Source organism: Acinetobacter chinensis, from assembly GCF_002165375.2.
Classification (GTDB): domain Bacteria; phylum Pseudomonadota; class Gammaproteobacteria; order Pseudomonadales; family Moraxellaceae; genus Acinetobacter; species Acinetobacter chinensis.
This window is the reverse complement of record NZ_CP032134.1, coordinates 1,648,827-1,674,403: the sequence shown is the minus strand read 5'-3', so window position 1 is coordinate 1,674,403 and position 25,577 is coordinate 1,648,827. Positions and strand designations below refer to the sequence as shown.

At 38.7% G+C, this 25,577-nt stretch carries 26 protein-coding genes and 3 pseudogenes; 13 read left to right on the top strand and 16 right to left on the bottom strand.

Translation table 11 applies throughout. The features are described from left to right. Positions 1–4: 4 nt before the first annotated feature. Positions 5–1,162, bottom strand: a complete 1,158-nt coding sequence (locus CDG60_RS08860; protein ID WP_087513998.1) for an MFS transporter — start codon at positions 1,160–1,162, stop codon at positions 5–7. 526 nt (positions 1,163–1,688) lie between these two features. After that, positions 1,689–2,042, bottom strand: coding sequence for a hypothetical protein (locus CDG60_RS08855; RefSeq protein WP_160117019.1), 354 nt, complete (start codon positions 2,040–2,042; stop codon positions 1,689–1,691). A gap of 324 nt (positions 2,043–2,366) precedes the next feature. On the opposite strand from CDG60_RS08855, the gene CDG60_RS08850 reads away from it, so the two are divergent. Next, positions 2,367–3,499 (top strand): IS3-like element ISAba14 family transposase gene (locus CDG60_RS08850; protein ID WP_223155595.1). Its coding sequence is split into 2 segments (ribosomal slippage): positions 2,367–2,619 and positions 2,619–3,499, totalling 1,134 coding nucleotides; the frame shifts between segments, so codons are not numbered across the junction. A gap of 73 nt (positions 3,500–3,572) precedes the next feature. On the opposite strand, the gene CDG60_RS18170 is transcribed toward CDG60_RS08850, so the two are convergent. Both CDG60_RS18170 and CDG60_RS08840 read right to left on the bottom strand, forming a co-directional pair. Further along, on the bottom strand, positions 3,573–3,722 hold the full coding sequence (locus CDG60_RS18170) for a hypothetical protein (RefSeq protein ID WP_160117017.1): 150 nt from the start codon (positions 3,720–3,722) through the stop codon (positions 3,573–3,575). Between the two features lie 842 nt (positions 3,723–4,564). Beyond that, positions 4,565–4,891, bottom strand: a pseudogene (locus CDG60_RS08840) (aminoacyl-tRNA deacylase); the annotation flags it as partial. 169 nt (positions 4,892–5,060) lie between these two features. Here CDG60_RS08840 and CDG60_RS08835 point away from each other — a divergent pair. Then, on the top strand, positions 5,061–6,293 hold the full coding sequence (locus CDG60_RS08835; protein WP_087514430.1) for a tyrosine-type recombinase/integrase: 1,233 nt from the start codon (positions 5,061–5,063) through the stop codon (positions 6,291–6,293). A gap of 85 nt (positions 6,294–6,378) precedes the next feature. Here the strand turns inward: CDG60_RS08835 and CDG60_RS08830 are convergent, their stop codons facing one another. Beyond that, entirely contained in the window at positions 6,379–7,779 is a 1,401-nt protein-coding gene (locus tag CDG60_RS08830) for an iron-containing redox enzyme family protein (protein ID WP_087514431.1), read from the bottom strand. Between the two features lie 406 nt (positions 7,780–8,185). On the opposite strand from CDG60_RS08830, the gene CDG60_RS18165 reads away from it, so the two are divergent. The 4 genes from CDG60_RS18165 (at position 8,186) to CDG60_RS08815 (ending at position 10,194) form a co-directional block, all read left to right on the top strand. Further along, entirely contained in the window at positions 8,186–8,341 is a 156-nt protein-coding gene (locus CDG60_RS18165; protein WP_160117015.1) for a hypothetical protein, read from the top strand. A gap of 77 nt (positions 8,342–8,418) precedes the next feature. Further along, a complete protein-coding gene (locus tag CDG60_RS08825; protein WP_087514432.1) occupies positions 8,419–8,715 on the top strand; it encodes a hypothetical protein in 297 nt (98 codons plus the stop codon). 67 nt (positions 8,716–8,782) lie between these two features. Further along, positions 8,783–9,448 (top strand): DUF421 domain-containing protein, encoded by a 666-nt coding sequence (locus CDG60_RS08820; protein WP_087514433.1) that lies wholly within the window; start codon positions 8,783–8,785, stop codon positions 9,446–9,448. Positions 9,449–9,555: 107 nt separating this feature from the next. Beyond that, positions 9,556–10,194: an SOS response-associated peptidase gene (locus tag CDG60_RS08815; protein WP_087514438.1), complete on the top strand. Its 639-nt coding sequence runs from the start codon at positions 9,556–9,558 to the stop codon at positions 10,192–10,194. Positions 10,195–10,202: 8 nt separating this feature from the next. On the opposite strand, the gene CDG60_RS08810 is transcribed toward CDG60_RS08815, so the two are convergent. Continuing rightward, positions 10,203–10,397: a hypothetical protein gene (locus CDG60_RS08810; RefSeq protein WP_087514439.1), complete on the bottom strand. Its 195-nt coding sequence runs from the start codon at positions 10,395–10,397 to the stop codon at positions 10,203–10,205. 313 nt (positions 10,398–10,710) lie between these two features. On the opposite strand from CDG60_RS08810, the gene CDG60_RS08805 reads away from it, so the two are divergent. From CDG60_RS08805 to CDG60_RS08775, 7 genes and pseudogenes are all read left to right on the top strand, one after another. Next, positions 10,711–11,343, top strand: coding sequence for a LexA family protein (locus CDG60_RS08805; RefSeq protein WP_087514434.1), 633 nt, complete (start codon positions 10,711–10,713; stop codon positions 11,341–11,343). Continuing rightward, positions 11,340–12,635 (top strand): Y-family DNA polymerase, encoded by a 1,296-nt coding sequence (locus CDG60_RS08800; protein WP_087514435.1) that lies wholly within the window; start codon positions 11,340–11,342, stop codon positions 12,633–12,635. The genes CDG60_RS08805 and CDG60_RS08800 overlap by 4 nt, the downstream gene beginning before the upstream one ends. Before the next feature lie 13 nt (positions 12,636–12,648). After that, positions 12,649–12,858 carry an acyl-CoA thioesterase gene (locus CDG60_RS08795; protein WP_087514436.1) on the top strand — a complete coding sequence of 70 codons (210 nt, stop codon included), beginning with the start codon at positions 12,649–12,651 and terminating at the stop codon, positions 12,856–12,858. A 78-nt stretch (positions 12,859–12,936) separates the two neighbouring features. Continuing rightward, positions 12,937–13,491, top strand: a complete 555-nt coding sequence (locus CDG60_RS08790; RefSeq protein WP_087514437.1) for a lipocalin family protein — start codon at positions 12,937–12,939, stop codon at positions 13,489–13,491. 372 nt (positions 13,492–13,863) lie between these two features. Beyond that, a pseudogene (locus CDG60_RS08785) lies at positions 13,864–14,331 on the top strand (catalase); the annotation flags it as partial. Positions 14,332–14,404: 73 nt separating this feature from the next. Then, a protein-coding gene (locus CDG60_RS08780; protein WP_087514482.1) for an IS3 family transposase occupies positions 14,405–15,564 on the top strand; the annotation gives its coding sequence in 2 pieces (ribosomal slippage) (positions 14,405–14,639 and positions 14,639–15,564; 1,161 coding nt in all). Positions 15,565–15,566: 2 nt separating this feature from the next. Then, positions 15,567–17,132: pseudogene (locus CDG60_RS08775) on the top strand (catalase HPII); the annotation flags it as partial. Between the two features lie 21 nt (positions 17,133–17,153). On the opposite strand, the gene CDG60_RS08770 reads toward CDG60_RS08775, so the two are convergent. From CDG60_RS08770 to CDG60_RS08725, 10 genes are all read right to left on the bottom strand, one after another. After that, positions 17,154–17,738, bottom strand: coding sequence for an N-acetylmuramidase family protein (locus tag CDG60_RS08770; RefSeq protein WP_087514471.1), 585 nt, complete (start codon positions 17,736–17,738; stop codon positions 17,154–17,156). Then, the gene (locus CDG60_RS08765; RefSeq protein ID WP_227542946.1) at positions 17,719–17,979 is read right to left on the bottom strand and encodes a DUF7940 domain-containing protein; all 261 of its coding nucleotides are present in this window, start codon (positions 17,977–17,979) and stop codon (positions 17,719–17,721) included. The genes CDG60_RS08770 and CDG60_RS08765 overlap by 20 nt, the downstream gene beginning before the upstream one ends. Then, positions 17,976–18,257, bottom strand: a complete 282-nt coding sequence (locus tag CDG60_RS08760; protein ID WP_087514470.1) for a phage holin family protein — start codon at positions 18,255–18,257, stop codon at positions 17,976–17,978. The genes CDG60_RS08765 and CDG60_RS08760 overlap by 4 nt, the downstream gene beginning before the upstream one ends. 64 nt (positions 18,258–18,321) lie before the next feature. Then, positions 18,322–19,065: a hypothetical protein gene (locus CDG60_RS08755; protein ID WP_119023827.1), complete on the bottom strand. Its 744-nt coding sequence runs from the start codon at positions 19,063–19,065 to the stop codon at positions 18,322–18,324. After that, entirely contained in the window at positions 19,066–20,802 is a 1,737-nt protein-coding gene (locus CDG60_RS08750) for an SGNH/GDSL hydrolase family protein (protein WP_160117013.1), read from the bottom strand. Between the two features lie 51 nt (positions 20,803–20,853). Beyond that, complete coding sequence (locus tag CDG60_RS08745; protein ID WP_087514327.1) at positions 20,854–23,661, bottom strand: host specificity factor TipJ family phage tail protein; 2,808 nt, start codon at positions 23,659–23,661, stop codon at positions 20,854–20,856. Further along, positions 23,618–24,010 carry a hypothetical protein gene (locus tag CDG60_RS08740; RefSeq protein WP_087514328.1) on the bottom strand — a complete coding sequence of 131 codons (393 nt, stop codon included), beginning with the start codon at positions 24,008–24,010 and terminating at the stop codon, positions 23,618–23,620. Before CDG60_RS08740 ends, CDG60_RS08745 begins: the two co-directional genes overlap by 44 nt. Next, positions 24,010–24,507: a DUF1833 family protein gene (locus CDG60_RS08735; RefSeq protein WP_087514329.1), complete on the bottom strand. Its 498-nt coding sequence runs from the start codon at positions 24,505–24,507 to the stop codon at positions 24,010–24,012. Before CDG60_RS08735 ends, CDG60_RS08740 begins: the two co-directional genes overlap by 1 nt. Then, positions 24,495–24,971, bottom strand: coding sequence for a hypothetical protein (locus CDG60_RS08730; protein ID WP_147387780.1), 477 nt, complete (start codon positions 24,969–24,971; stop codon positions 24,495–24,497). Before CDG60_RS08730 ends, CDG60_RS08735 begins: the two co-directional genes overlap by 13 nt. An 81-nt stretch (positions 24,972–25,052) precedes the next feature. Then, positions 25,053–25,550, bottom strand: a complete 498-nt coding sequence (locus CDG60_RS08725; protein ID WP_147387779.1) for a hypothetical protein — start codon at positions 25,548–25,550, stop codon at positions 25,053–25,055. Positions 25,551–25,577: the final 27 nt, after the last annotated feature.

Here is a 25,577-nt window from a genome sequence, read left to right as displayed (position 1 = left end):
TGAATTAACCAGTCTGTAACTTTGATGGTAGCCAGTAAACAAACAGTAAACCTATAAATGCCGTACAACCCGCGATCATAAAGATCACATCACCAGACAGTGTGCTCCAGTATTTACCTGCAAGCACACTGCCACTTGCGACACCCAGTCCCCACATTGTACTGTACAGCGCCTGACCACGTCCTTGCTGACCCGCTGTAAAATTCTGAAAAATCACCCGCATTGCAATCATATGAAATAAACCAAAACTGAATGCATGCATACTCTGAGAGATCAACTGAGCAATAAAACTGTCTGGATAAAGACCTGCCAGAATAAAACGGAATGCCGTCATCAGCAGGCAGATGATAGTCAACATTCTCCAGCTGTATTTATTTAGAAATAAAGTCGCATAAGCAAACATAACAATTTCAGCAATCACACCAACAGACCAGAGAAAACCGATCTGAGTTGTACTGAAACCATTCATTTTCAGATAATTGCTGTAAAAACTGTAAAATGGAGCCTGTGCAAACAGCATAATAAATTCAATCAGGAAAAAAGCAGCGACTACAGGTCTTTTTAAAACAGGCCATAAAGGTTCAAGTCGTTTCTGGGATAATGGTGCAGCATGTGGCTCTTTGACTGTAAACGACCATAGAAAAGCCGTAAAAGCGATACACAACAGCATGACTGGCAGCATTGTAATATCAATAATTTCAAGCAATGCGCCTATACTGAAAACACCTACAATAAAACCTATTGATCCCCACTTACGGACCTTTCCATATAATTCAGCTCTGCGATCCGCTAACCAGAATAAAGTCACACCTTCAAACTGCGCCAGAATCGCATTCTGGAAAAAGCTGAAAATCAGCATGAGTAATGCAATAGACTGAAAATCATTGGGAATAATAAAAATCATCAACCATATTATTGCTTCCATCCATGTAGCAATCCGTACAAGCAACATCCGTTTACCTGTTTTATCAGCCACCCATCCCCAGATAAAAGGAGCAAAAAACCGTGTAATAATGGCAATTGATGAAAGAATACCAATCTGTTCGAAATTAAAACCTTGATGTTGCAGGTATAAACTCCAATACGGCATGAACGTGCCAACGATTGAATAATAAAAAAAGTAGAAGCCACTTAACCTGTACTGTATTGGAAAAGATTGCATATGGTTGCTTACTCTTGCATTTTCAAAGCGTTATAAATTTAAAAGCTTGCATATAATTGCATACTTTTGGCATCAATTGTATTTCATCAGTCTACAAAAAATTTATAAAACCTACATATAATAAAAACCTTAAAAATATGATGCCACAAATTATGAGATAGTTATTTATTTCCTTTATTTATATTCGTCACCATATAAAAATCAAATACTTTCTATACATAATTTTTTACCCTTTGACATCAACTAAAGTACGAACATAAAGACTAATTTCCTGACCATCTGTAAATGAAAGCATTACAGGCAAAACACTTACACCACTTTTGCAAATAACTTTTCGATTTTCTGTCAGTACAATTTTCTGCCCGGCAACCTTTTCTAAAGCTGTTTTGATTTTTTAATGTACGGAGTTCCTACTGTAATTCTCAGCAAATTAAGTGTATACATGAAAATAGCCCTAAATATATTAGAGCTATTATTTCAAATCAATTTATTAAAATTTATAAAAGTTCCAATTGAGTTTTAATTTTTATTCAACTTGTTTTTCAGGTAAATCATATAACCAGGATGGGAAAGCATCACGTTCATAGTAATGAATTATTAGTTCACAAAATGTCTCATCACTCATAATATATTCATCAGCCATTTCAGCCAGCATCTTAATATCTACAACATCCAGAATTATTTTATAACCCTGGTCTGAGTACTTCTGTGGGAGTGGAGATTCCAGATCAAGCTGAATATAAAAAGTTTCACATTCAAAAAAGTTATCCGGTTTTGAAATAAGATATACAGATTCATCAGACTCCAAAATATCTTCTACTTTTCCACAATCACCAAGATCACCAGTTTTAAATAGATCCATCGCTTCTATAAAATTCATAATTACTTTCTCCAATTAAAAAAAACTAATAGGTTTTACCCCATTCTGCAAAACCGCCACTATGTTGTATGGTGGAAAAAGTATTGAATAAGTTTTATTGTACTTTTTTGGAACAAATATCTTTATCCCTTTTCTTCAAATAATTAAAATCAAAACAAATTGAGCCATTACATTCAATTTTTAGATTTTAATTCTACTTCCGTTAAAGACATATCCTATAAACCTTCTTTGATATTAGAGATGGATCCGTAAATTTGAACAACTCCTATAAGTGATATTCTGCTCCTCAAATGATGTTATAAACATCAATATATGGAGTATTTTATGGCACGTAGACCAAGAAGAAATCATTCAAATGATTTTAAAGCTAAGGTAGCACTTGCTGCGATTAAAGCAGAAAAAACACTTGCTGAATTGAGTGCTGAGTTTGATGTTCATCAAAACCAAATTATTGACTGGAAAAATCAATTGATCTCAGCTTCCTCGCAAGCTTTCGATCAATCAAAAGCTCCAACAGAACCACCCATCGATCTAAAAAAACTACATGCAAAAATCGGTGAGCAGGCATTAGAAATTGATTTTTTAGAAGGTGTGTTGAAGAAACTGGGCCGCTTCAACCACAAAAGTTAATCGACGACTCACTTCAGATTTCAGTATCTAAGCAAGCTAAGCTGCTGAAAGTCTCCCGTGGTTGTTATTACTATCGCCCAAAACCTGTGAGTGCATCAGATCTGAAGCTGATGCGATGTATTGATGAATTACATATGCAATATCCTTTTGCAGGCAGTCGTATGATGCGTGATTTGTTGAATCGTCAAGGACATCATATAGGACGACGTCATACACGTACTTTAATGAAGAAAATGGGTATTCAGGCGTTATATTGCAAACCAAATTTAAGCCAGGCTAATCAAGCTCACCGTAAATATCCATATCTGCTCAAAGGGTTGGCTATTCAGCGCAGTAATCAAGTGTGGTCTACGGATATAACGTATATCCCTATGGCAAAAGGCTTTGTTTATTTATGTGCTGTGATTGATTGGCATAGCCGCAAGGTACTTGCGCATAGGGTATCGATTAGTATGGAGGTGGATTTTTGTATTTCGGCTTTAAATGAAGCGATTGAAAAATATGGTCGACCTGAAATATTTAATACAGACCAAGGCAGCCAGTTTACCAGTGATGCATTTATTGATGTATTGAAATCAAATGGCATTCAAATCAGTATGGATGGTAAAGGTCGATGGGTAGATAATGTGATGGTTGAACGATTATGGCGGAGCGTTAAATATGAAGAGGTGTATCTCAAAGCTTATAGCAGTGTCACAGATGCGAAAAAGCAATTAAGTGCATATTTTGAGTTTTATAATTTGAAACGACCTCATTCGAGTCTAGACAAAATGACACCAAATGAGTTTTACTATGATCAGCTACCCCAACAAAACAAGGTGGCTTAACTAGAGCGGAATATCACTTATAAATACGCTTTTAGTTGTTCAAACAAGTGGGACCACCTCTATTTTATTAAATTTATACATCCTGTTTTTCAGGTAAATCATATAACCAGGATGGGAAAGCATCACGTTCATAGTAATAAATTATTAGTTCACAAAATGTCTCATCACTCATAATATATTCATCAGCCATTTCAGCCAGCATCTTAATATCTTGAATATCCAAAATTTTGTCATACCCTTGTTCTGAGTACTTCTGTGGAATTCGATAATCTTCACCAAGTGGAACAAAAAAGCTTCACATCCCAAATAGTTATCCGGTTTCAAAATGAGTTCGACTATGTAATCTTCAGACTCCAAAATATCTTCTACTTTTCCAAAATCACCAAGATCACCAGTTTTAAATAGATCCATCGCTTCTATAAAATTCATAATTACTTTCTCCAATTAAAAAAACTGATAGGTTTTACCCCATTCTGCAAAACCGCCACTATGTTGTATGGTGGAAAAAGTATTCAATAAGTTTTTTATTGTATTTTTTTTGGAACAAATTTCAGCATCCACTTTCTGTCATTTACATGATGAAAATCAAACCAATTGAGCCTTTACATTCAATTTTTAAATTTTAATTCTGCTTCCGCTAAAGACATATTCAGTCAATCTCCGTTTAGCGATTCTGAATTATTTTCTTAGAACAAAAACTTTCCTCCTTGCTCGAAATGACAACTCCGATCAGGAACAGCAGAAAAGTTTGAAGTTGTAACGGACAGAGCCTGTCTGATGATACTAAAGAATATGTAATCATGGACAAATATATTTTTGTAAATATCGGCGCAATCAGATGAAAGAATGTCTGAAAAACTACAGAATATAAACTCCTTACACCTGAGATGCATGAACAAGGAACAGGGGTGTTCACAACCGCATGAGCGGCTAAAAAAGCTCCCTGGTTGAGCTCATATATTCAGACAACCTTATTAGGTATGGACTCGAATCACAAAGCCACTACATTGTTGACTTTACATTTATAAGCAATATTTTTATACGTAACTGAAATAAAAATACAGTTTATACATCGATAATATCAGAAAAATTTGCACCCAGAACCTTAGCTAAATCACAAGGATTTATTCCGATATCCAGACCACGCTTACCGCCACTGACATAAATTTTCGCTAATTTTTCTGCTGATGCATCAATTACAGTTTTTAAACGCTTTTTTTGCCCAACAGGACTGATTCCCCCGACCAGATAGCCGGTAAGCCTTTCAGCATCTTTAGGATCGGCCATATGCAGTTTTTTACACCCCAAAGCATTTGCAACTTTCTTCAAATTCAACTGATGATTTACAGGTAATACAGCAACATAATAATTCTTATCATCAGAAAACATTAGTATTGAAATCTTTACAAATCTAGCTAAATTTATAAAACATACATATTATTTGTAATCAATATCTTATCAAATTAAAACAAATATAGGTGAATTGTGCAAAATCATTTTTTGTGAGTACAATTGTGAGTACAAACTCAATTACTCACTACTTTATTTAAGTTACTCACAAATGCTAACCGATACTAAAATTAAAAGCCTTAAACCCCGTGAAAAGACCTACAGAATAGCTGACCACAATGGACTTTGTATTGAGGTCCGACCTAGTGGAACCAAACTTTGGCGCTTTCGCTATCGGTTTAATGGTAAGGCTTCAATGCTGAGTCTTGGAGAATACCCTCTTGTAGGCTTAGCAGATGCGCGTAAAGCTCGCGATCAGGCCAAGATTCTTCTTGATGATGGTATTAATCCATCTCAGAATCGAAAACAAGAGAAAATTGAAGCTCAATACCTCAGTGTAAACACATTTAAACTGGTTGCAAATGAATATATCGCAGAGATCCTGGTCAACAGGTCAAGTGGGTATATCAGTAAGTTTGAGAAAGCTTTAGAGCTGGATGTATTTCCGGTAATTGGTGATAAGAATGTGAAAGATGTGACATCTGCAGATATTTTGCACATTGTTAGATCAACAGTGAAACGTGTAAGAGAAACAGGTAAGAGAGGAAGTGGTGAAGTTACTGCATTAAATAATCAAAAATTTATTGGTTCTGTCATGCGTTATGCAATTGCAACTTTAAGAGCAGATAATGACCCGACATATGCTGTGCGAGGCGCTATTGTCCGCCCTGAAATCGAACATGCACGACCTCTAACAAAAGAAGAGCAAAAGCTTTTTAGATCTGGGCTCGATGTATTTAAGGGATCAAATACAGTAAGAAACGCTTTACTCACGATGGCTTACACTATGCTTCGCTCAATTGAAATTCGTCGTATGAAGTGGGCTTATGTAGATTTTGAATCCAAAGTAATTAATTTCCCTGTTTCAACTCGCAGCAATAACCAGGAAAGAACGACTAAAAAAAATCGACTGCACTTAGTTCCCATGTCCAGTCAATTGTTTAATTTACTAAAAATGCAACTCATAGAGTCTGGTAATAAAGAATATGTATTCCCTGGGGTTTATGGGAAAAATGATGGTGTAATAGGTAATACTACATTAAACGTCGCCCTTAAAAACATGGGGCTGAAAACGGTCACAGCTCATGACTTTCGAGCAACAGCATCAACAATCCTAAACGAGCATGATTTTGATGAGAATTGGATTGAAAAACAATTGGCTCATGCTGATCAGAACAAAACAAGAGCATCCTACAATCATGCTAAATATTTAGAACAACGTAGGGATATGCTTCAACAATGGGCTGATATAGTAGATGGGTGGAAAACCGAGAGCTCATGCTAAGCTTTCAATCAACTTTCTCCACCCAATCTTTTAAATCCAAGTCTCTGCAATTACATACTCATTGCCTATAGAGTTTAAAATTTAATTAATTTCGTGTTGCTAAATAAGGATATAGAATTTCAACATATTTCCTAGAGCTCCATAATCCAATTTCCTGACTGTGATAGTGAGGTGAAAGGTAGAGTACCAACTTAGAAAGTTGATCTTTAATATTATTTATACCTAATATGTCATGCTGCAATGATTCTAAATTATTTGGATGACTACTTTGAATGCAGTCCATATCAAGAAATTTTTCTATTAATTGGGGTTTAACCTGATATGAAAATTTATCTGACTCTGTTCCAGCGATCCAATCATAAATAAAAGCTTTTTCAATATCCGAAAACACTCCTGACATTTTGCCATCGTCGTTAAGCATATTCCAGAATCTACTATTTGATGGATCCTCATTCAGCCTGATCCATCCATTATCTTTTAACACTTGAACAAACAAGGATACATTTTCATTATCAGATAGCCATTCATTTGTCGTTTTATTCGCAATTACACATCTGTTATTGTGCATATGCCTGCCTATAATCGCTTTTTTTTGTAATATATTCAAAACCATGGCTTCTGTATCCAAATTCTGAATTATAGTATTTGAGCTAAGTCCAGCATCATTAAGAGCAAACCCTGCTTTTAATTTTTTCATAAACTCATATTCATCATCATATCTTCTACTAATTTTTTGTATTGATTCCAATGCCAGTTTGGCATGGCCATTATCATAATTATCTATAGTGATATGAAGATTAAAATACCTCGAATCAATGCCTAATTCTTTCAGCTCATAATTTGTAATCAAAAGATGAAGGGGTAACTGCTCATAACCCAGGTTAAATCCTAGAATTTCTGGAATAAATTCTGAAGATGCATATGCTAACGCGAGTTGAACGGCAGCTTGATGATAATATTCATCGCCCAAGTTTACTAAAAATTGATTAAGTCCGTGTGAAGTAAGTAAGTTTTCAAAAAGGCATACGTGGTTTTTTGCTCTTATACCTAATCCAAGCTCTTCAAGATAGATTTGTATCAAGCCTCTATATTCCTGGTCATTCCAATGTTTGGTTAGACTATAGAGCCAGGAGCCGTCCACCCTCTTAACAGGTGCGACCTTGTATAGAAATTCATAGGCCTCACTAACAGTTTGAAAAAATTCCCGTTTCCCACCATTTCTTCTGCGCTCAAGATAATTACTATAATTAAGGCATTGAGAATTATGGTTTTGTGATATCCATCTCTCCAAGTCAACAAGCCTTTCAGGAAAATTCAGGTCGTTATTCTTATACTTAGGAATTTCATTACTGATTATCTTGTCAGCCCTAAGTGTTTTTTCAATTTCATTAACATCATAATCTAAAAAAAAGTTTACAATATCTTGATATTGCTCATTATCTCTTGAGATTAAATTTAAGATTCTCTCTTTTACGGCATTTGTCATTTTTCATTCTCACGCTGTAAATTAGATTAATACAATACAGTATTAATTTTAAGTTACTGTAAGAGTTAGATTTAAAGTTGTCAAAGAACGTAACATGATAGTAAGTGCAAAAAAGAGATGACCACCACACTTTATTTATTAATAAAAATAAAAGTCATACCATTGAGTATCAAAGTGACACTTTTAACTACTCCCTAAACAATCATATTTACAGTATTATTTTATTGTTAATAATAAATTAAAATATTTCATTTAAAATCAATAAATATTTCAAATATTTTACGAAATATTACCAATTATAAAAAATGTAACATGTTAAAAATTTAATGAAAATAAATTCATGCTAATAATAAATACATCTGCTAAATGCTGAGTAGATTAAATAAATAATTCGAGGTGAGAAATCATGTCAAATCGTTATCAAAATCCGAAACAGCAAAAATATTTTAAAAATCTTAATTTAGAGGATTATAAAGATAAATCCTCTAAAAAATCTCAAAAAACTGTTCATGAAAAATGCAGAAACAATTTACGTGTAGAAACTGCCAGGCAGTTATATTAATCCATCCTCTCACAATTATTTCATTTAATTATTAAGTTTAAGTATTTAAATTACCTAACTTAATATAGGAGAAAACCATGACAACTTATGATCATCAAAATGAAAATCCGATCAAACATGATTGGCGTAAAGATTTCGCAAACCGTCCATACTATGGAGATATACAGCGAGAAATACCTGATGTCGACTATGATCGTGACTTACGTTCAGCATATGAATTAGGTCAACATGCTCGTAATGAACGTGGTGTTGATGCACGTTTCGAAGACTCTGAAAGTGATATTAAGTTGAAATGGGAAGAAATCAAAGCGGAATCCCGTCTCAAATGGGAACAGGCGAAACATGCCATAAAAGATGCCTGGGAAAAACTTTAATAAATTATCCTTTGATATCAGATCATATTAATCCTGATATGATCTGATTTTTTATTTGAGTATAAATATGAATTTGACAGATATATTCCTTAGCGATATTTCTTTAGATTTTGTATTAGAAATAGTAATTAGATGCTTTGTAATGTATGTTCTAATTATTATTGTACTCAGATTATCTGGTAAAAGAGGTGTAAAACAATTATCTATTTTTGAGATTGCTATCATATTAAGTTTAGGATCAGCTGCGGGTGATCCAATGTTTTATAAAGAGATACCACTCATATATGCATTTATTGTATTTACAGTAATAATTTTACTTTATCGATTAACCACATATATGATGATGAAGTCAGAAAGATTAGAAATAATTCTAGAAGGCAAGCCAATGTATATTGTCAAAAATGGTCTTTTGATTATTGATGACATTAAAGAAGAAAAGTATTCCTATGATGAATTTTTTGCTGAACTAAGGCAAAATAAAGTCGAGCAATTAGGACAGGTTAAAGTTGCATTATTGGAAACAGATGGCTCATTAAGTGTTATACAGTTTTCGAAAAATAATATTCAGTGGGGTTTGCCAATATTCCCTGATCTTTACCATAAAGCAAAATCTCTTAAATACAATTATAATTATTCATGTATGGCTTGCGCATATACAGCAAAAATCAATTCCTTAGATGATCATTGTCCAAGATGCAACAAATCCATTTGGGCTGAATCATTACTTCACTGATTACACCTATGATTACAATAGATAGTCTTATTTGGTTATTACCCTCTGTTAATATACTTATTAAATCTCAATGTTTCAGATTCAATGTATACCGGACAAAAAATATCATGTGCTCAAACTATAAATTTCCATCTATAAAACAGCTTAGACTTTTAGATGTGAATGTTGATCAGTTTGATATCGAGCTGAAAGATCATGTGTACCCTGCTTACCACGCACCTGTGATAATGCGTGGCTTTGATCTCGACGTTGCAAAATTTGGAATGTTGCCAACTTGGGCAAATGACTTTAAGTTCAGCAATCACACATACAACGCACGTACTGAAACCATCGCTGAAAAGCCAAGTTTTCGACATGCCTGGAAGTTCAGTAAGTTCTGCCTTGTGCCGGTTATTGAGTTTTATGAACCGAAATATATCAACGGAAAGCCGCACTGGTACACGATAAGGCGCGAAGATTATGAGCCTTTCACAGTTGCCGGCATCTACGAAGATGCAGTCATTCGTAATTCAAAAGTCAGATCCTTCTCAATGCTGACGATCAATGCAGATCGGCATCCTTTCATGAAACAATTTCACGCTCCGGCAGATGAAAAACGTTCAATAATTGTGATACCCGAACAGTATCGAAAAGACTGGCTGAATGCAGACCATGAACACGCTCATGAATATTTTTTCGAAATGCAGAATGATTACGTGACCTATCCAAGAGAAAGCCCTGTAAATTTACAGGGCTCTCTGCTATGAAGATTCAACTATTTTTGTTGGTTCTTCTGTTGACTTGATTGCTGATTTTGCTGTTTCTGTTGGTCAGATTGTTGGTTCTGCTGACGCTGATTGTCATTTTGCTGGTTTTGTTGGTTCTGCTGACGCTGGTTGTCATTTTGTTGGTTCTGTTGGTTCTGCTGACGTTGGTTGTCATTTTGTTGGTTCTGCTGTTGATTAGTCATTTTCATACCCTTCCTATTAAATTTGGATATGCCGTACTAATTACGACCTTGTTTACGTTACGCCAATCCCTGTGTTTTAAAAGAAAAAGGATGTTTCTAAACTGGTCAATGTAATACCTTATTTAACTATTGCATGATTAATAGTCAATTATATATTTCAGACTTCACAGTTTTTACTGTCTGTTAATTGTTTTGTACTTAAACTCACACGACTTATTTTGACGCACTATTGATTATCCACAACTTATAAATTTGAATTTATTTTGAGCAGATTTTACAATCTTGAATAATGTAACTTAATTCAAGATAGCTCATGAATAATCAAAATCATGGTGGTTCCCGTCCAGGTGCCGGGCGAAAGAAAAGTTCGGATGAAGCAACAAAAGTTGTGCGCATTCCTGAATCACGTGTTATTGAAATCAAAGAATATTTGAAGAATAACCCGAAGATTAAAGAATCAGATCTCAATAAGATCATCCCCATTGGCATCCGCACAAAAGCCTCAATTCCTGTCGCATTATCTAAAATTGCCGCAGGGTTTCCGTCGCCTGCCCAAGATTACATTGATAAATCAATCGATATGAATGAGCATCTGATCCACAACGCTGATGCAACATTCATTGTGGAAGTTGAGTCGCTCTCAATGAAAGATGCCGGTATAGGAATTGGTGATGAACTGATTGTTGACCGCTCTTACACAGCCTCACATGGAGATATCATCGTTGCATATATAGACAACGAGTTCACTGTTAAGCGATTGATGATCACGATGAAGATGCAACGTTCAGAATTTGAAGATCTCAAACTCCTAGATCCTGACATTGTTTTCAGTGAGCTGCCAGAATCATGGCTCAAACCGGAAAACACAGATTACAAACCTATTTACCCTCAAACTGAAATGATCATTTGGGGAGTGGTGACGAAAGTCATCAAAAATATCAAATGAAGCACAATGAAAAAGTCTTTGCTCTGATTGATATCAATAACTGTTATGTCAGCTGTGAGCGTTTCTTCAATCCGAGTTTAAATAATGTGCCAGTGATTGTTCTTTCAAACAATGACGGCTGCGCTGTCGCTCGTAGCAACGAGTCGAAGCAGATCGGTATCAAAATGGGTGTGCCGCTATTCCAGATTCAAGATATTGTTAAGCAGCATCGTGTTGAGGTTCTTTCGAGTAACTATGCTCTTTATGCTGAAATGTCACGTCGGTTTCATTCAATACTCGCGACATACGTTGCCCCACATGAGCAAGAAATTTACTCGATCGATGAGTGTTTTTTAGACCTCACAAGCTTCAAAAATAATTACGATCTGACTGAGTATTGCCAGAAAATGAGACAACAGATTCAGAAATGGATAGGCCTGCCAGTGTCGATTGGTATTGGTCGATCAAAGACGGAGGCAAAAATCGGCAATCACATGGCCAAGAAAGGCAAAAGGTTTAATGGTGTTTGTGATTTGGTTGGTATGAACCCAAAGCATAGGGACTACTTTTGGTCTATTGTGGAAGTGGGTGAAGTCTGGGGGGTTGGGCGAAAACAGAATAAGAAATTAAATGAAATGGGAATAAAGACAGTCCTGGATCTCTCAAAGTCCAATCCCGCAATTATTGGAAAACTCTTTACTGTGTGCATGCAAAGGACAGTCATGGAGCTCAACGGCATTTCATGTATGCCAATCGACGACCAACCGCAGCCAAAGAAACAGGTCATTGCCAGTCGTTCATTTGGTGAAAGAATCACTGAGCTTGAAGACTTAAAAGAAGCTATGTCGAAGTATGTGCAAGACGCCCTGAGCCGTATGAGAAATGAAAGATTATTATGTGGAACTATTGTGGCTTTTGTTCAGTCAAGCCCATTTGATCCATCTGCACCCTATTACAGTAAATCCAAAGCATACCAGTTTTCAGAACCCACTGATTACGTCTTAGAACTTGTTGAAATTGCTTATTCACTGCTGCAGAAAATTTATAAACCAGGTGTGAAGTACAAGAAATGCGGGATATTTTTTACTGATCTGATTGAAGAAAGTAAGTACATACCGGACCTCCTGTCTGACCATGAATTGCGCGTAAAGAATAAGGAATTGATGCAGACTTTTGAGTCCATACAACAGAAATTTGGCAAGACCAAAATCGCAGTTGGACCTTGCTATTTTAGTAACAGAAAGTGGTCAATGAACCGTGATATGTTGTCAAAAAACTATTTTACGAAAGAAGGCTTTATTAAAGTCATTTAACCGGAGTTAAGTAATGCCACATCGCTATAAACGTAAAATCAGAAAGCTTCAAAACTCTGACTGGTCAACTGAACAGGATATTTTTCTTATCGAAAATAATCATTTAAGCATAGAAGAATTGGTGAAAATTTTACCTTTTAATGATGAAGAAATAGTTGATAGAAAAAATGTTTTGGGATTGATAAGAAGAGAGATTTCTTTAAGAAAAATACATGATATATAAGCGCTCTTACAATAAGACATAACAATACATTTTTTAAATCAATATATTAAGAAAGTTATTAAATTAAAGAGTATTGTTATGAAAAACAAATTGAAGATTCTATATCTTGTAGTTGGTGTTTCATTTTCAAGCATAGCGGCAGTAACGCATGCGAATGAACGCAGTACTCCAACTGTTAATACTGTAGACCTGAATAAATATTTAGGAACATGGCATGAAATTGCCAGAAAGCCTTTATATTTTCAGAAAAAGTGTGATTACAATGTAACCGCAACCTATACCTTAAATGAAAATAAAACTGTCAAAGTTGATAACAGGTGCTTTAGTGCAGATGGAAAATTACAACAGTCTATTGGTGAAGCTAAAGTTAAAAACCCTCCATCAAACTCAAAGTTAAAAGTGAGCTTCCTACCTAAGGCGATACGTTGGTTACCTGTGGGGCAAGGAGACTACTGGATCCTTAAACTTGATGATGATTATCAGACAGCTCTGGTTGGAACACCAAACAAAAAATATCTGTGGCTACTGAGTCGCACCGCAAATCCTGAGAAAGCCACAGTTAATGAATATTTAAAATATGCTGAATCACTAGGGTATGATCTGAGCAATTTAATTACGACAAAGCAAAAATAATCGCAAAATAAGTCCTCCTCGGAGGGCTTATTTCTAAACACTACAATGTTAATTATCTATGTGTGAACGTAAGTATTCTATCTACTTTGTTGCCCTTCCATTGCAATCCCTGATATCAGTGAAGTTTTCCTATATGCTGAATATTCAATCGCATTTATATAGTCAAAATAACTCTATTTAGCACCCTACATCAGAACATAAAACAAACAATTAATTACTTTAAAATTAGCATAAAACTTTATTGTTTGTATTAGTTTTCTATATTAGCAAAACCTTATATTGACTATTTAATAAACAACATCAGACAAAAGGAAGTAGCTTGTGAAAAAATTCAATAATCTTAAAATTGATCAGTTTGAAAAAGAAGCATACATAGACCCTAAAGGAAAAACACTGACTTCGTCTTTAGGTGTACCTGTAACCGACAATCAAAACAGCTTAAAAATAAATCAGACAGGTCCCACTCTCTTAGAAGATTTTCTCTTGCGAGATAAATTAATTCATTTTGATCGTGAGCGCATTCCTGAGCGTGTTGTACATGCTCGTGGGGTTGGAGCCCATGGTTATTTTGAGGCTTATGAAGGTAATGAAAAATGGACTAAAGCTAAATTTCTAACCGACACTCAAAAACCAACACCAATCTTTGCCAGAATTTCTACAGTGCAAGGTGGACGTGGCTCAGCTGATGTTGTTCGAGACGTGCGAGGATTTTCTATTAAGTTTTATACTGAAGATGGAAACTACGATTTAGTAGGTAATAACATACCTGTATTTTTTATTCAGGATGCAATTAAATTTCCTGACTTTGTTCATGCTGTTAAGCCTGAAGATCATAATGAATGATCCTAGACAAAATAATGGACAGCACGTCCCTCTAAAGATAACGTAACTTTAATCTTTGGAGATTCAAGAAATGGCTAAACGTTTTAGTCCCGAATTTAAACAGCAAGCGATTGATTATGCACTTTCAAACTCACACGAGTCTGTAGCTGCAATCGCCCAGAAATTAGGTGTGGGTTATTCAACATTAGATAAATGGATTCGTGAAACCAATCCGGCAGGTTCAAGCAAACGTCAACTTTCACCAGAACAACAGCGGATCGTGGAATTAGAGAAAGAAGTCAAACAGCTCAAGGAAGCCAATGACATCTTAAAAAAAGCGCATGTGTACTTTCTAACAGATCATGCCAAGAAAAGTACACGGTAATTCAAGATCTAGATATGAATGAAGTCACCGTATCTTCTGCCTGTAAATACCTAGGTGTCAGCACTTCAGGCTATTATGCCTGGCGAAAACGTCAAGCCAATACGGCACAGAAATATAATGACTTAAAAGCCGTATATTGGCAGCATCATGCACGATTGGGTGCACCTTCATTAGTACATGACATGCATGATTTAGGTTACAACATGAGCGAACGTACTATTGGAAGGATGCTAAAAAAGCTTGGTTTACGTAGCAGGATTGCACGTAAATACAAGCATACGACTGATTCAACCCATCGTTTGCCTACAGCACCCAACTTGTTGGATCGCCAATTTACAGTTACTCAGCCTAATAAAGTCTGGACAACAGACATTACCTATATCCGCACTAAAGAAGGTTGGTTGTATTTATGTGTGATGCTAGATTTATTTAGCCGTCGTATCGTGGGGTGGCAAACCAGCCATCGAATAGACCGCCAGTTGGTGTGTGATACGTTTAACTATGCAATGGCTCGTCAGGGTTATCCAACTGGTGTTATGGTTCATTCGGACCAAGGCTCACAGTACTGTAGTCGTGATTTTAGAGCGCTGTTACTGAAAAATGATTGTACTCAGAGTATGTCTAGACGTGGAAACTGTTGGGATAATGCAGTGACTGAAAGCTTCTTTCATACATTAAAAGGTCATGTGGTACATGGCAGTGTGTTTTCGACTCGAAAAGAAGCGAATGCTGTCTTGTTTGACTATATTGAAATTTATTACAATCGAGTCAGAAGACATTCTGCAAACGGCTGGTTAAGTCCAGAAGCCTTTGAACAGAAATATATTAAAAGTTTAGAGGGGCTGGTTGTCCACGATACTGTCTAGGATCAGAAGTCCCTACAGGTCAATCCGCTCATGACACCTTTTGGGATTTTATTTCTTTAAATACCGAAACATCTCATATGTCAACCTGGGTGATGTCAGATCGTGCTATTCCTAGAAATTTAAGATCAATTCAAGGCTTTGGCGTTCACACTTTTAGATTAATTAACAAAGAAAATCAGACACATTTGGTTAAATTTCATTGGATACCTAAACAAGGTGTGGCTCAAGTAGTTTGGGATGAAGCATTGAAACTCAATGGTAAAGATCCAGACTTCCATCGACGCGATCTATGGGATGCTATTGAGCGAGGCAATTACCCTGAATGGGAACTTGGAGCACAAATCTTCACTGAAGAAGAAGCAGCTCAATGGGACTTTGATGTATTGGATGCAACAAAACTAGTACCTGAAGAGCTTGTTCCAATTACACCATTGGGTAAATTTACCCTAAATCGAAATACAGATGATTTCTTTGCTGAAACTGAGCAAGTTGCTTTCAGTCCCGCAAATATTGTTTCGGGTATAGATTTTAGTAATGATCCTTTGCTGCAAGGACGTTTATTTAGCTATACAGATACACATTTGCACCGCTTAGGTACAGCAAATTTTAATCAAATTCCTATTAATAAGCCTGTCTGCCCTTTCCATACAAATCGACGCGGCGGATACGCAAACCATGAAGTCTATAAAGGCAAAGCGAATTATGAGCCCAACTCAGTAGATGGGAATTACCCAAGAGAATCTACTGATGATTCGCATGCTTTTCGGACCTATCCTGAAGAAATTCAAGGTAGCAAGTTAAGAATTAGGCCAGAAAGCTTTGCTGATCACTTCTCGCAAGCCACTATGCACTACCTAAGTCTTGCTAAGCATGAACAACAGCACATGAAGGACGCATATGCATTTGAACTTTCAAAAGTTAAAGCTGTAGAAATTAGAGAAAGGGTTATAAATGAGGTGCTAGCCAATATTGATTTGGATCTGGCGAAATTTGTTGCGAATGAATTGGGGTTAGATGCTCCATCCAAACAAAGTAAATCGGTTAAGAAAGCTGCTATCGCCAAATCTGAACATTTAAGTACATTGGCTTACCCTGCGGCTGATATTAAGCAACGTAAAATTGCTCTGTTGGTACACAATGGCGCTAATTCTTCTTCTATCGATACAATCAAGAATTGGGGCGAAACAGAAAATGCTGTAGTAGAAGTATTAGCCCCAAATGCAGCGCCTGTTAAATCTAGCGATGGTAAAGAAATTGTAGTTGATGGACGTCAAAATGGCGAACCGTCAGTTACCTACGATGCTGTTGTTGTCATTGATGGTGATAATTTAAATGAGTTCTTTAATGATGGTGTAGCTACACATTATGTTTTGGAAACATTTAAGCATCTTAAACCTATCGTTTTATTGGGTGAAAAAGAGGCTTTAATTAAAGAACTGAAACTCACCCAAGATGATGCACTTATTACTTCTCAGAGTTTTAAAGATGTCAGTGATAAGTTTAAAAAAGCGATTCAGAATCACCGCTATTGGGACCGTGAAGATAGAGTTTCTTCTATTCCTGCTTAATATGATATAAGAAAAAAGCCCTCAAATGAGGGCTTTTTTATATGCATTTGCCAGTTTCACATCATAACTGTTCTTTGCATATGCAATCCCATTGTAGCCACGTGCAAATGACTTCCAGTCCTTATGCTTCAATGCGTTAACCAGGTTATTCACCTTAATATAGCGGCACATGGCTTCAAGCTGTGAAGCTTCATCTTTATACATTGAATTGATAAATGCCTGCAAAGACTTATAGCCAAGTTCTGCCCAGTGATAGCCCATCACCTGCCCGATACCCCAGCTGCCTGATTCTAGTGCTGAAGTCCGATGGAATTGAGCTGCGGCATTTAAACGACCATGCTGAGCTGAATACAGCCCATAACCACCTGCAGTTTTATTACATAAATCAGGGCGTTTAACCATCATTTCATTCAGGATCTCTGTCTGCTTATTTGCAATCAAACGCTGACGCATAACATGTCGTTCAAACAAAATGACAGGTGTGCCATCAGCATTAAACCCTGAGCCTTTACACTCCACTTCAATGACTGCTTTAAGTGCTGCTACTTCAATGCCAAGGTCAGCAGCCTGTGACTGTATCTGATCGTCAGTCAGTTTTTTCATGATCTTCCCCATGCAATTCAGGTTGCTTTTTCAATCGCGCAAGTACCATTGCAACACCCACAAAGCATCCAATAACTTCTTTCCACTGATCAGGAATATAATTTTTCATTTCCTGAGGAATCAGGTTCCACACGCTGACAAACTGATCACAGAATAAAATCAGGGCATAAAAAATGGCGCTTAATGCGCCAATTTGTACTGATTTGAGTTTATAACTTTGTTTCCAATCATCTATTAATTTCATTTGATACTCCACGTGTTTGCCTGACGCTTAAGCCAGGATTCAATAAATGTACTTCCTAAAATCCCAAGCGCTGATGCAATGGCAATCAGTGCAAGAGGATTGATATCAGGAACCTGCAATACAATAGCCCCTGCTATTGTTGATGTAGCAGCTCCAAGAATTGTTCTGCCCAGTGCTAAACGCCATGTGAGCTTTTCATCAGATACAAGTAGTTTGGCAAAACCAATACAAGCCCCCATAGCGATGATAAGCAGTAAATTTTTCTCATGCTCTTGCATGAATCCCCCCTATTTTTCAGCAATAAAAAAAGCATCCTTTCGGATGCCCTGGAATCTGAACACGTTAGATCTGAATACCTTTGAGCTGTATCAGTTCAGAACGTATCTGTGCTGCCCATGTTTCAAGTTCCGCTTTAGTGAAACCTTTGCTGTACAGGCAGGCATAAACCACATCGGTATCTGCAACCCAGCCCAGTGGTGATGACTTCACTGAATAGCCAACTCCAACTGGATTGTCTGTAATATTCACGAGGTCAGGAATTGCCCTTGAAAGGAAAATATCCCGACCTCCCTGCAGATTGGCATATTCCTGACTGTAGGATGTAGCACTGTTTTTCGTTGCTGAATATACAAGCAGGACATATTCACCGTTAACGTTGGTACTCTGCTGACCGAATGCCAGTCCAACACCACCAGGAACACCTGCATATACATCTCCACGGGATGACATCGTGGTTCCATGCTCCTTACCATCTGCAGCCTGGGTTTTATCAACGAAGTCTCCCATCAGAAAGCCCATCCCTGGAGTTTTCTGAGCAACGACCAGAAAGGTAAAGCTTTCAGGCTTCAGTATTCCCGTGTTGATATAGTTTGTCTGATTGAACTTAAGCCCATGTTGTCCCTGCACCGGCGATCCCATCATTTCAGAATACAGACCTGTTGCAAAATTATATGCACCATGATCTTTCAGGGCATAGCCGGCAGCGAGTCCATCCTTAACCAGTGAGGGTAAAAGCATGAGATCTGTCAGCCGTTTGTACTGGGGACCCGATGGCAGTACTGCATTAATTTTCAGATAACCGTTCATTTAAAGCTCCAGAAATGATTTATATATTTTTTTTGCAAGGCGGTATGCGCCTGCCTGGCTGACATGCAGGTTGTCATTCCACTGACCCTGTGCGTTTTCAGATTCAAAGCCTGCCCAGTCGTCATACATGTTGTAGTACTCCGCTCTGATCTGTGGTGCTAAAAGAAAGACCATTTCAGTGAAATCCACGAGGGGTATTGGTGGAGTGGCCACACTGGACTGTGCCGGTGCAACGACAATGCAGGCACAGCCGGGTGATGCACTTCGGTACCCATTGATGATCCGGGCAATACCATTGGCGAAATCAGCAGTTGAATGCCCTCGCCTGTAATCATTTGTGCCCAGCATGATAATGACTACATCAGCACCAATAAATTCTGATAAATTGGCCTGAGCACCGGGTGAAATTTTCAGATAATCACGACCGGTACAGTTCCCGTTACCCAGCTTATTGACTTCGACACCTGCACCTGTAGTTTTCCGCATGTGCATACCCCAGAAACAGATTTCACCACTTTTCACGGTCAGTACCACGGATGAAGTCCCGGACAGGTTAATCATCAGTCTCTGTGCAGCATCTGCTGTAACCTCAGTCTCAGCGGATCCATTGACTGAATAACTGAACACACCACCCGTATTTCCAAAAAACACACTCAGCTTATTTCCTTTACTCAGATTTCCAAGTGTAATTTTTGAGCCTGCTGTACTGCTGGTTCGGGTAAATCCATCGGGACCACAGCCATAGGGAAATGCAGCAGCACCATTGTCCATGTCGTTAATGGTCCATCCACTGGAATAAGTGATCGTAATGCCATCCAGCATATTCCGTTCAGCTCCCAGATTGATCCAGCCTGAACCTGCTTCACCATATTCAGCTCTCAGCAGTTTGATCAGTTCACCTGTAATCACACTGTGCTCTGTCCAGCTGTCACCTGTAATGGCCACCCGGAGCTGCTGAGCTGCACCGGTTTTAATTTTTGCTGCTTTGGCTTTCCACTGAAACAGTGATGTTCCATCTGATACGATGGGTCTGAGACTGACGACACTGGTCAGATATTTGGTCTGAAGATAGCGTCTGTTCAGCAGTTCGACCGCTTCATCAGACAGCCCTGCAAAACCCAGTTTGCCATCTTTAATCCATACCGGAATATTTCCATCACGATCCACTGCCATAGGAACAAGTGAACCTGAAGATGCTTTTCCGATAACAACACTGTCAGCAAAATCCAGAGCACCTTCTTCAAGCCATACAGGAATATACCCTTCAGCATCCACAGCCAGTGGAATAATGCGGCTTGAAACTGCTGTTCCAACACGGTTATCCGTATATTTATTGGCATTGATTACAGCGGTCGCAGCTTTCTGGTCTGCTTCTGCCGATGCTGCAATTATCACTTCATCATCCAGCTCCTGAGCTTTGGATACCGCCTTATCAAACTCACTCAGCCCCGTATCTATCCAGACCGTTCCATTCCAGTACCAGATTTTGCTGGTATCCATTGCTTTAGCAGCTTTCTTGGCTACTGTAGGTCTGGAGGTTTTCAGTGCGGCTTCCGTCTGAAACGGTTCAAAACCACCTGTGTCCATCAGCAGACGGATATATCCAGCCATGGTCAGTGACTGACGGCCAAGCCTGGAGGTGATCACTTTTTCAGTATCTTCATCATTATTGAAACTCTGAATATGCTGGCAGTCCTGGATTGTTTCCTGCACCGTTTTTACGATTTCGTTTGTCATATTTCACCCATAAAAAAACCCGCTGAATGCGGGTGTATGGTTAAGCCTGTTTTAAACAAGATTTTTGATATGGTCCTTATCATTTGCGTAATAACGACTGTCATAGTTGATTGCGGTAATCTGACTCTCAAACTGCCCGGATGAACTCTTTTCAGTAATCAGGAAAGCTTCACTGTCATTTTCTGATTTCAGTGTGACTGAATACTTTGAGCACCCATATCCTGTGATTAATGGCATGACAGGCATTCGTTCAAGCACCAGCTCAAACTCACTGTTACCCTGTGTTACGCGCATGGTTTCAACAGATCTGTTCACCAGCTGCAGGTGAATGACATACTGAAGATCTGCATCAAGACGTACGGGCTGAGATATCCTGATCTGCTGTCCTGACCACTCAGTAATATCACCATTTGAAATCACCTGAGCTATACGGTCGTCTGCAACAGCAATCCGGTCATTCAGGGTAACCAGATCAGCTTCACCGTATGCCGTAAACTGCACAGTCTTTCGATGAAACTGAATTCTGTTCCATGTCCGGTGTGCGATGAAATGCGCCTGCAGGTGGTTTGTTACACCTTTCAGTTCAACTTTTTTGGGATTTGAAATCAGATCACTGGGCAGTTTCAGACGTTTTTCAGTCCAGTTGTCAGCAGGATCCACCCATACCACTTCCACACCATCAAAATCACGGTTGATTCCAAAGTTCCTGGTCCGTGTCTCTGAATAAGGTTTTTTATTCCTGTGGTTGAACAGAATACAGGAGTCTGGATTTTCAGATTCAAACTGCAAGTAGATATGATCACTTTCACGGCGGGCTGAGGATCCAACACATAACGCGATCTGAGCAAGGGTTTCTTCATAAGAAGTATTGCTCTGGTCAAAGGTATAATTGAATTCAGTCGCCTTGTCCGTCCCAAAATATTCTGCAATCTGCCTTGAGGTTTCATACAGGCCGGCCGTATCGAGTGTTGTTATTTCTCTCCGACCGATCAGCTTATCCGTATGAAGTGAACACACAATATCTGCAAAGTCTGATGAAGCATGAGCCATTGGTGATTTACTTCCATCTGCATAACTGTGAACCTTACGGGCAGCCGTACAGTTCAGTTGTCTTTCCTTCACTGAAAGAGCACCATCCGTGGCAACAGTTCTTGAACGGATCAGTGTAACTTCAGGGTAGTTCAGTTTCTTTAAGCGGGAACAGGCATAGATGGATTTCAGCTTCAGATCATTCACTCTTGAAGTCTTACTGGACACCCAGACATCACCACCTTTTCTGACTCTGATACGGACACCATGAACAAATGCAGCAGGCAGAGCAAAAATCTGTGAAAGCCCGAATCCGTATGTTTTGAGATCCCAGCTGGTAAAGTGATGTTCATATACCTGTCCGACCGGAGCACCTGTCACATCAGTTTCCTGATACTCCACTGCATAAACCACGTTATAACTGTAGTTTTTGCCGTTAGTCCCGACTGAATACATCCCTTTAGGGAAATAAAAATTAAGAATCAGCTGATCAATTTCATCATGGTTGATATAAAACCATCCGAGCCAGTTATCCGTGGGTTTAGAAAGCTCAATCACGGCTTCTGTGATCTGTCTCCCCTGAAGTTTGTCCCATTCAGGCTGTAAAGCTGAGGGAATACTGAGCACCAAATATTCAGAAGTCACATTCAGTATGGTCGAATAAGTCCCTGTAATACTGATTGAAGCCGTATTGGCTGTAAGCAGTGATGATATCGTGGCATGACTGTCACTGCTGAGCCTGAGCCAGTTCGGATTGATGTCTTCATAATCTTTAAGAACAACCTCATAAGCAGCACCATCCTGTGAAATACTTTCAACATCATAGAGACCTGCAAGATCAATCATACCGTTCACAGCATCATCCACCAGTAAAGTATTAATCTGAATTTTTCTGAAATTTACTGCATCCGGAATATCGTTAGATACCGTAACTGTCAGTATTCCTGTTTTCTTAACAGCTGAATGACCGGAAAGCACTTCATCCTTACTCAGCAGTGGCTCTGCATCCACAATAACGGACTCACCTACTGTGAATTTTGCATTCAGTCCGCCCCCGACCAGGTAGAGTCTGTTCGGGTATTGCGGGTACATGGTTCCTTCCACGGCGGTATCAATGACGGGTTGTGACCATGCTTCCAGTGTCTGTCCTGTTACTGCTGAAGATTTCTTAGCTACCAGTGGTGCCTGGCTGAATCCCTGTCCTATCTGTACCTGAGGTACACCTGTCAGCGACTGTCCTGGGCTGTAAACCGAAGCAGCAAACCCATCAATAGTTGCACCATAAGTCTCTCCATCCCTGATATCTGAAATCTCAAACTCTCCACGCCCGATACACATCAGGCATTCCTCAATCTCTGTCCCATCTTCCCGATAGTAAAGAACAGGAGGAGCAATCAGATCAGGTATGGATTTCACTTTTCCAAAGATATCTGGCACACGTGCATTGATCCTTTCACGGTTCATACGGCTGGACAGTTCATTATTGCCTGACTTCTGATTCAGCTGAGGTGTTTCAGGCATATTCATATAGGTATAAACCGCCATACCTACGGACAGTACCAGTGAGACTACAGCCAGAATTGTTGCAGGTTCACCGGCACAGCAGACAATATCAAAATCATGCTGTGTGGACAGCATCTGAAGACCTGCTGCATCCACATGATTTGCAGGTGTCACATCATTCTGCTGACATGCAGGGCGTAAAAAAATCCGTGCTTGCGGATATTTCTTTCTGACTTCTTCAAATACTTTCAGAACACTGTCTGATCTGACATGCAGGATGCCGTCATTCGCATCCAGCGGATTGGTGATGATACGCAGTCGGCTCATAATATCGGATCCGTTTATAAAATTTTCTCACTGAAATCACCGGCAGAAAATGCACACCCATCTCTGTCAGATGCAGGACACAGCCCTGATAAAACAGACCCACATGAGATCTGCCCTTTTTATTAGTCATCAGTACAATTGAACCATTGATGGGAACAGGTACCTTTCTGTTATGGGTTGCAGTATGCCGTGAAGTCCGTAATGACTCATGCAGATTGCCAGTCAGTCCTACAAAACTGTCTGAATAATTCTGAGCAAAAAGATACTCAGCTGCTTCAATCACAAAATGGACACAATGATAAGTCTCAGCGTCATACTGCCTGTCGAGCAGCACATCTATACTTTTCATCAGAAGAATGCCTTTAAACTTGGAAATTCATCCACGGTGTAACGCATGCCGGTACCATTTGAATTGGCTTTGGATGTGGCGGCCCTGAATGTTGTTCCCTGATAATCACTGCTTTCATCATCCACAAACAGACCATTGATCACCCATAGTGGATCATTCAGATCCTCTGAAGAATATGCTCTGTAGATCAGCACAGGACGTTCACGACTGTCTGCATCTTCAAGCATTTTCAGCAGACTGGGTACATGCTCCCCAAGATCACCCACGGTCACCGATATGGACTGATCAAGATCATTTGCAGCACCGCCTTTTTTGATCTGCAGGGGCATGAATGTATAGAAAGCAGACTCACCATTTTCATGGATTACAGTTACACCATCCGTATGATTCAGTACATACCTTAAAGGCTGACTCCATAAGCTGTGGCTGATTTCAATACATTCCAGCATGACAGCCGATGGAGAAGCATCAAGATAAAATTCATTCAGTTCTGCCATATGCCCCTCACTGTTCCAGGTACAGACTCATTCGCCAGTTTCTCCAGCAGGAGTTTAGCCTGAGGGTTCATACCTGAATTCCAGTAATCAATAATCATATCGTCAATATCCGCAGGTCTGTGCAATGGCTTCACCCAGATCTGAAATCCATACTGCACAATCTTTCCGCTTCTGGTCTGTTCAACCGGTGGCGAACCCACGGCGAAACGACATTCGTGTTCTTCCAGCGCATAGGCATCTGTCTGGATTGCCCAGAGCCAGTTTTCAGGTTCACGTTGTTTTTTACGCCAGAATGCCCACAGATAATCTCTTTCAAGGGATGTTCTACAAAGCACAGAAGCCGTCACTCTGTGTACGGATCCTATAAAAGTACCCATCTGCCTGGGCATTCCACCCAGTAACTGCTGTTCAAGCAACCTATCACCTGGTACAAAACCATATCCCGACTGGAGTGGACACAGCATGAATTTATCCATAATTCTGACCCATTAAAAAACCTCCCGAAGGAGGTCTGCTTTTAAATTCGTGAAATCGACTGATACTGTTCAGTACATTTCCTGTTTCGCTTTATGATAGCGGGTAAGAGCCGTATACAGCTTTTCATCACGCACATCATACTTACTGTCTCCATCCATCATGTTTATGCTGGCTTTCATACCAAGTGTAAAGCTGGGCTGACCAGCATCAACCATCCGTACATATTCATTCAGTACATTATCTTTACCATTATCCATAGTACCGTACAGGTATACATCCTTCAGTTCAGGAGATCTGTGATCGTTATTAAGTCTATATAAATACCTGCATTTATACTTTCCTGTCAGATCATTATCTTTATTTTTGTTCATACCATAGTTGATTACGATCAGCATTTCCCTGAATCGACTTCCATTATTGATCACTGTTTCCATAATCTTGCCATCTTCAATGATCTGATCACCAAATATTTTATAAACATTATCAATCGTCGGTCTCCCAACATACACAGCAACATTATTGATATGAGCAGTCTGCATGGAGGTATTCAGACGGCTACTGCACATCTCATACCCCGTATTGATTACTTTTTT

Bases quoted from the DNA above. Each gene is read 5' to 3' on its own strand.
- CDG60_RS08740 (WP_087514328.1), bottom strand. From the start codon at position 24,010: ATGAAAAGTATAGATGTGCTGCTCGACAGGCAGTATGACGCTGAGACT.
- CDG60_RS08760 (WP_087514470.1), bottom strand. From the start codon at position 18,257: ATGCAAGAGCATGAGAAAAATTTACTGCTTATCATCGCTATGGGGGCT.
- CDG60_RS08765 (WP_227542946.1), bottom strand. From the start codon at position 17,979: ATGAAATTAATAGATGATTGGAAACAAAGTTATAAACTCAAATCAGTA.
- CDG60_RS08730 (WP_147387780.1), bottom strand. From the start codon at position 24,971: ATGCTGTGTCCACTCCAGTCGGGATATGGTTTTGTACCAGGTGATAGG.
- CDG60_RS08835 (WP_087514430.1), top strand. From the start codon at position 5,061: ATGCTAACCGATACTAAAATTAAAAGCCTTAAACCCCGTGAAAAGACC.
- CDG60_RS08790 (WP_087514437.1), top strand. From the start codon at position 12,937: ATGAAAAACAAATTGAAGATTCTATATCTTGTAGTTGGTGTTTCATTT.
- CDG60_RS08855 (WP_160117019.1), bottom strand. From the start codon at position 2,042: ATGAATTTTATAGAAGCGATGGATCTATTTAAAACTGGTGATCTTGGT.
- CDG60_RS08745 (WP_087514327.1), bottom strand. From the start codon at position 23,661: ATGAGCCGACTGCGTATCATCACCAATCCGCTGGATGCGAATGACGGC.
- CDG60_RS08805 (WP_087514434.1), top strand. From the start codon at position 10,711: ATGAATAATCAAAATCATGGTGGTTCCCGTCCAGGTGCCGGGCGAAAG.
- CDG60_RS08755 (WP_119023827.1), bottom strand. From the start codon at position 19,065: ATGAACGGTTATCTGAAAATTAATGCAGTACTGCCATCGGGTCCCCAG.
- CDG60_RS08815 (WP_087514438.1), top strand. From the start codon at position 9,556: ATGTGCTCAAACTATAAATTTCCATCTATAAAACAGCTTAGACTTTTA.
- CDG60_RS08795 (WP_087514436.1), top strand. From the start codon at position 12,649: ATGCCACATCGCTATAAACGTAAAATCAGAAAGCTTCAAAACTCTGAC.
- CDG60_RS08750 (WP_160117013.1), bottom strand. From the start codon at position 20,802: ATGACAAACGAAATCGTAAAAACGGTGCAGGAAACAATCCAGGACTGC.
- CDG60_RS08725 (WP_147387779.1), bottom strand. From the start codon at position 25,550: ATGTGCAGTAGCCGTCTGAATACCTCCATGCAGACTGCTCATATCAAT.
- CDG60_RS08800 (WP_087514435.1), top strand. From the start codon at position 11,340: ATGAAGCACAATGAAAAAGTCTTTGCTCTGATTGATATCAATAACTGT.
- CDG60_RS08825 (WP_087514432.1), top strand. From the start codon at position 8,419: ATGACAACTTATGATCATCAAAATGAAAATCCGATCAAACATGATTGG.
- CDG60_RS08735 (WP_087514329.1), bottom strand. From the start codon at position 24,507: ATGGCAGAACTGAATGAATTTTATCTTGATGCTTCTCCATCGGCTGTC.
- CDG60_RS08810 (WP_087514439.1), bottom strand. From the start codon at position 10,397: ATGACTAATCAACAGCAGAACCAACAAAATGACAACCAACGTCAGCAG.
- CDG60_RS08860 (WP_087513998.1), bottom strand. From the start codon at position 1,162: ATGCAATCTTTTCCAATACAGTACAGGTTAAGTGGCTTCTACTTTTTT.
- CDG60_RS08830 (WP_087514431.1), bottom strand. From the start codon at position 7,779: ATGACAAATGCCGTAAAAGAGAGAATCTTAAATTTAATCTCAAGAGAT.
- CDG60_RS18165 (WP_160117015.1), top strand. From the start codon at position 8,186: ATGTCAAATCGTTATCAAAATCCGAAACAGCAAAAATATTTTAAAAAT.
- CDG60_RS08820 (WP_087514433.1), top strand. From the start codon at position 8,783: ATGAATTTGACAGATATATTCCTTAGCGATATTTCTTTAGATTTTGTA.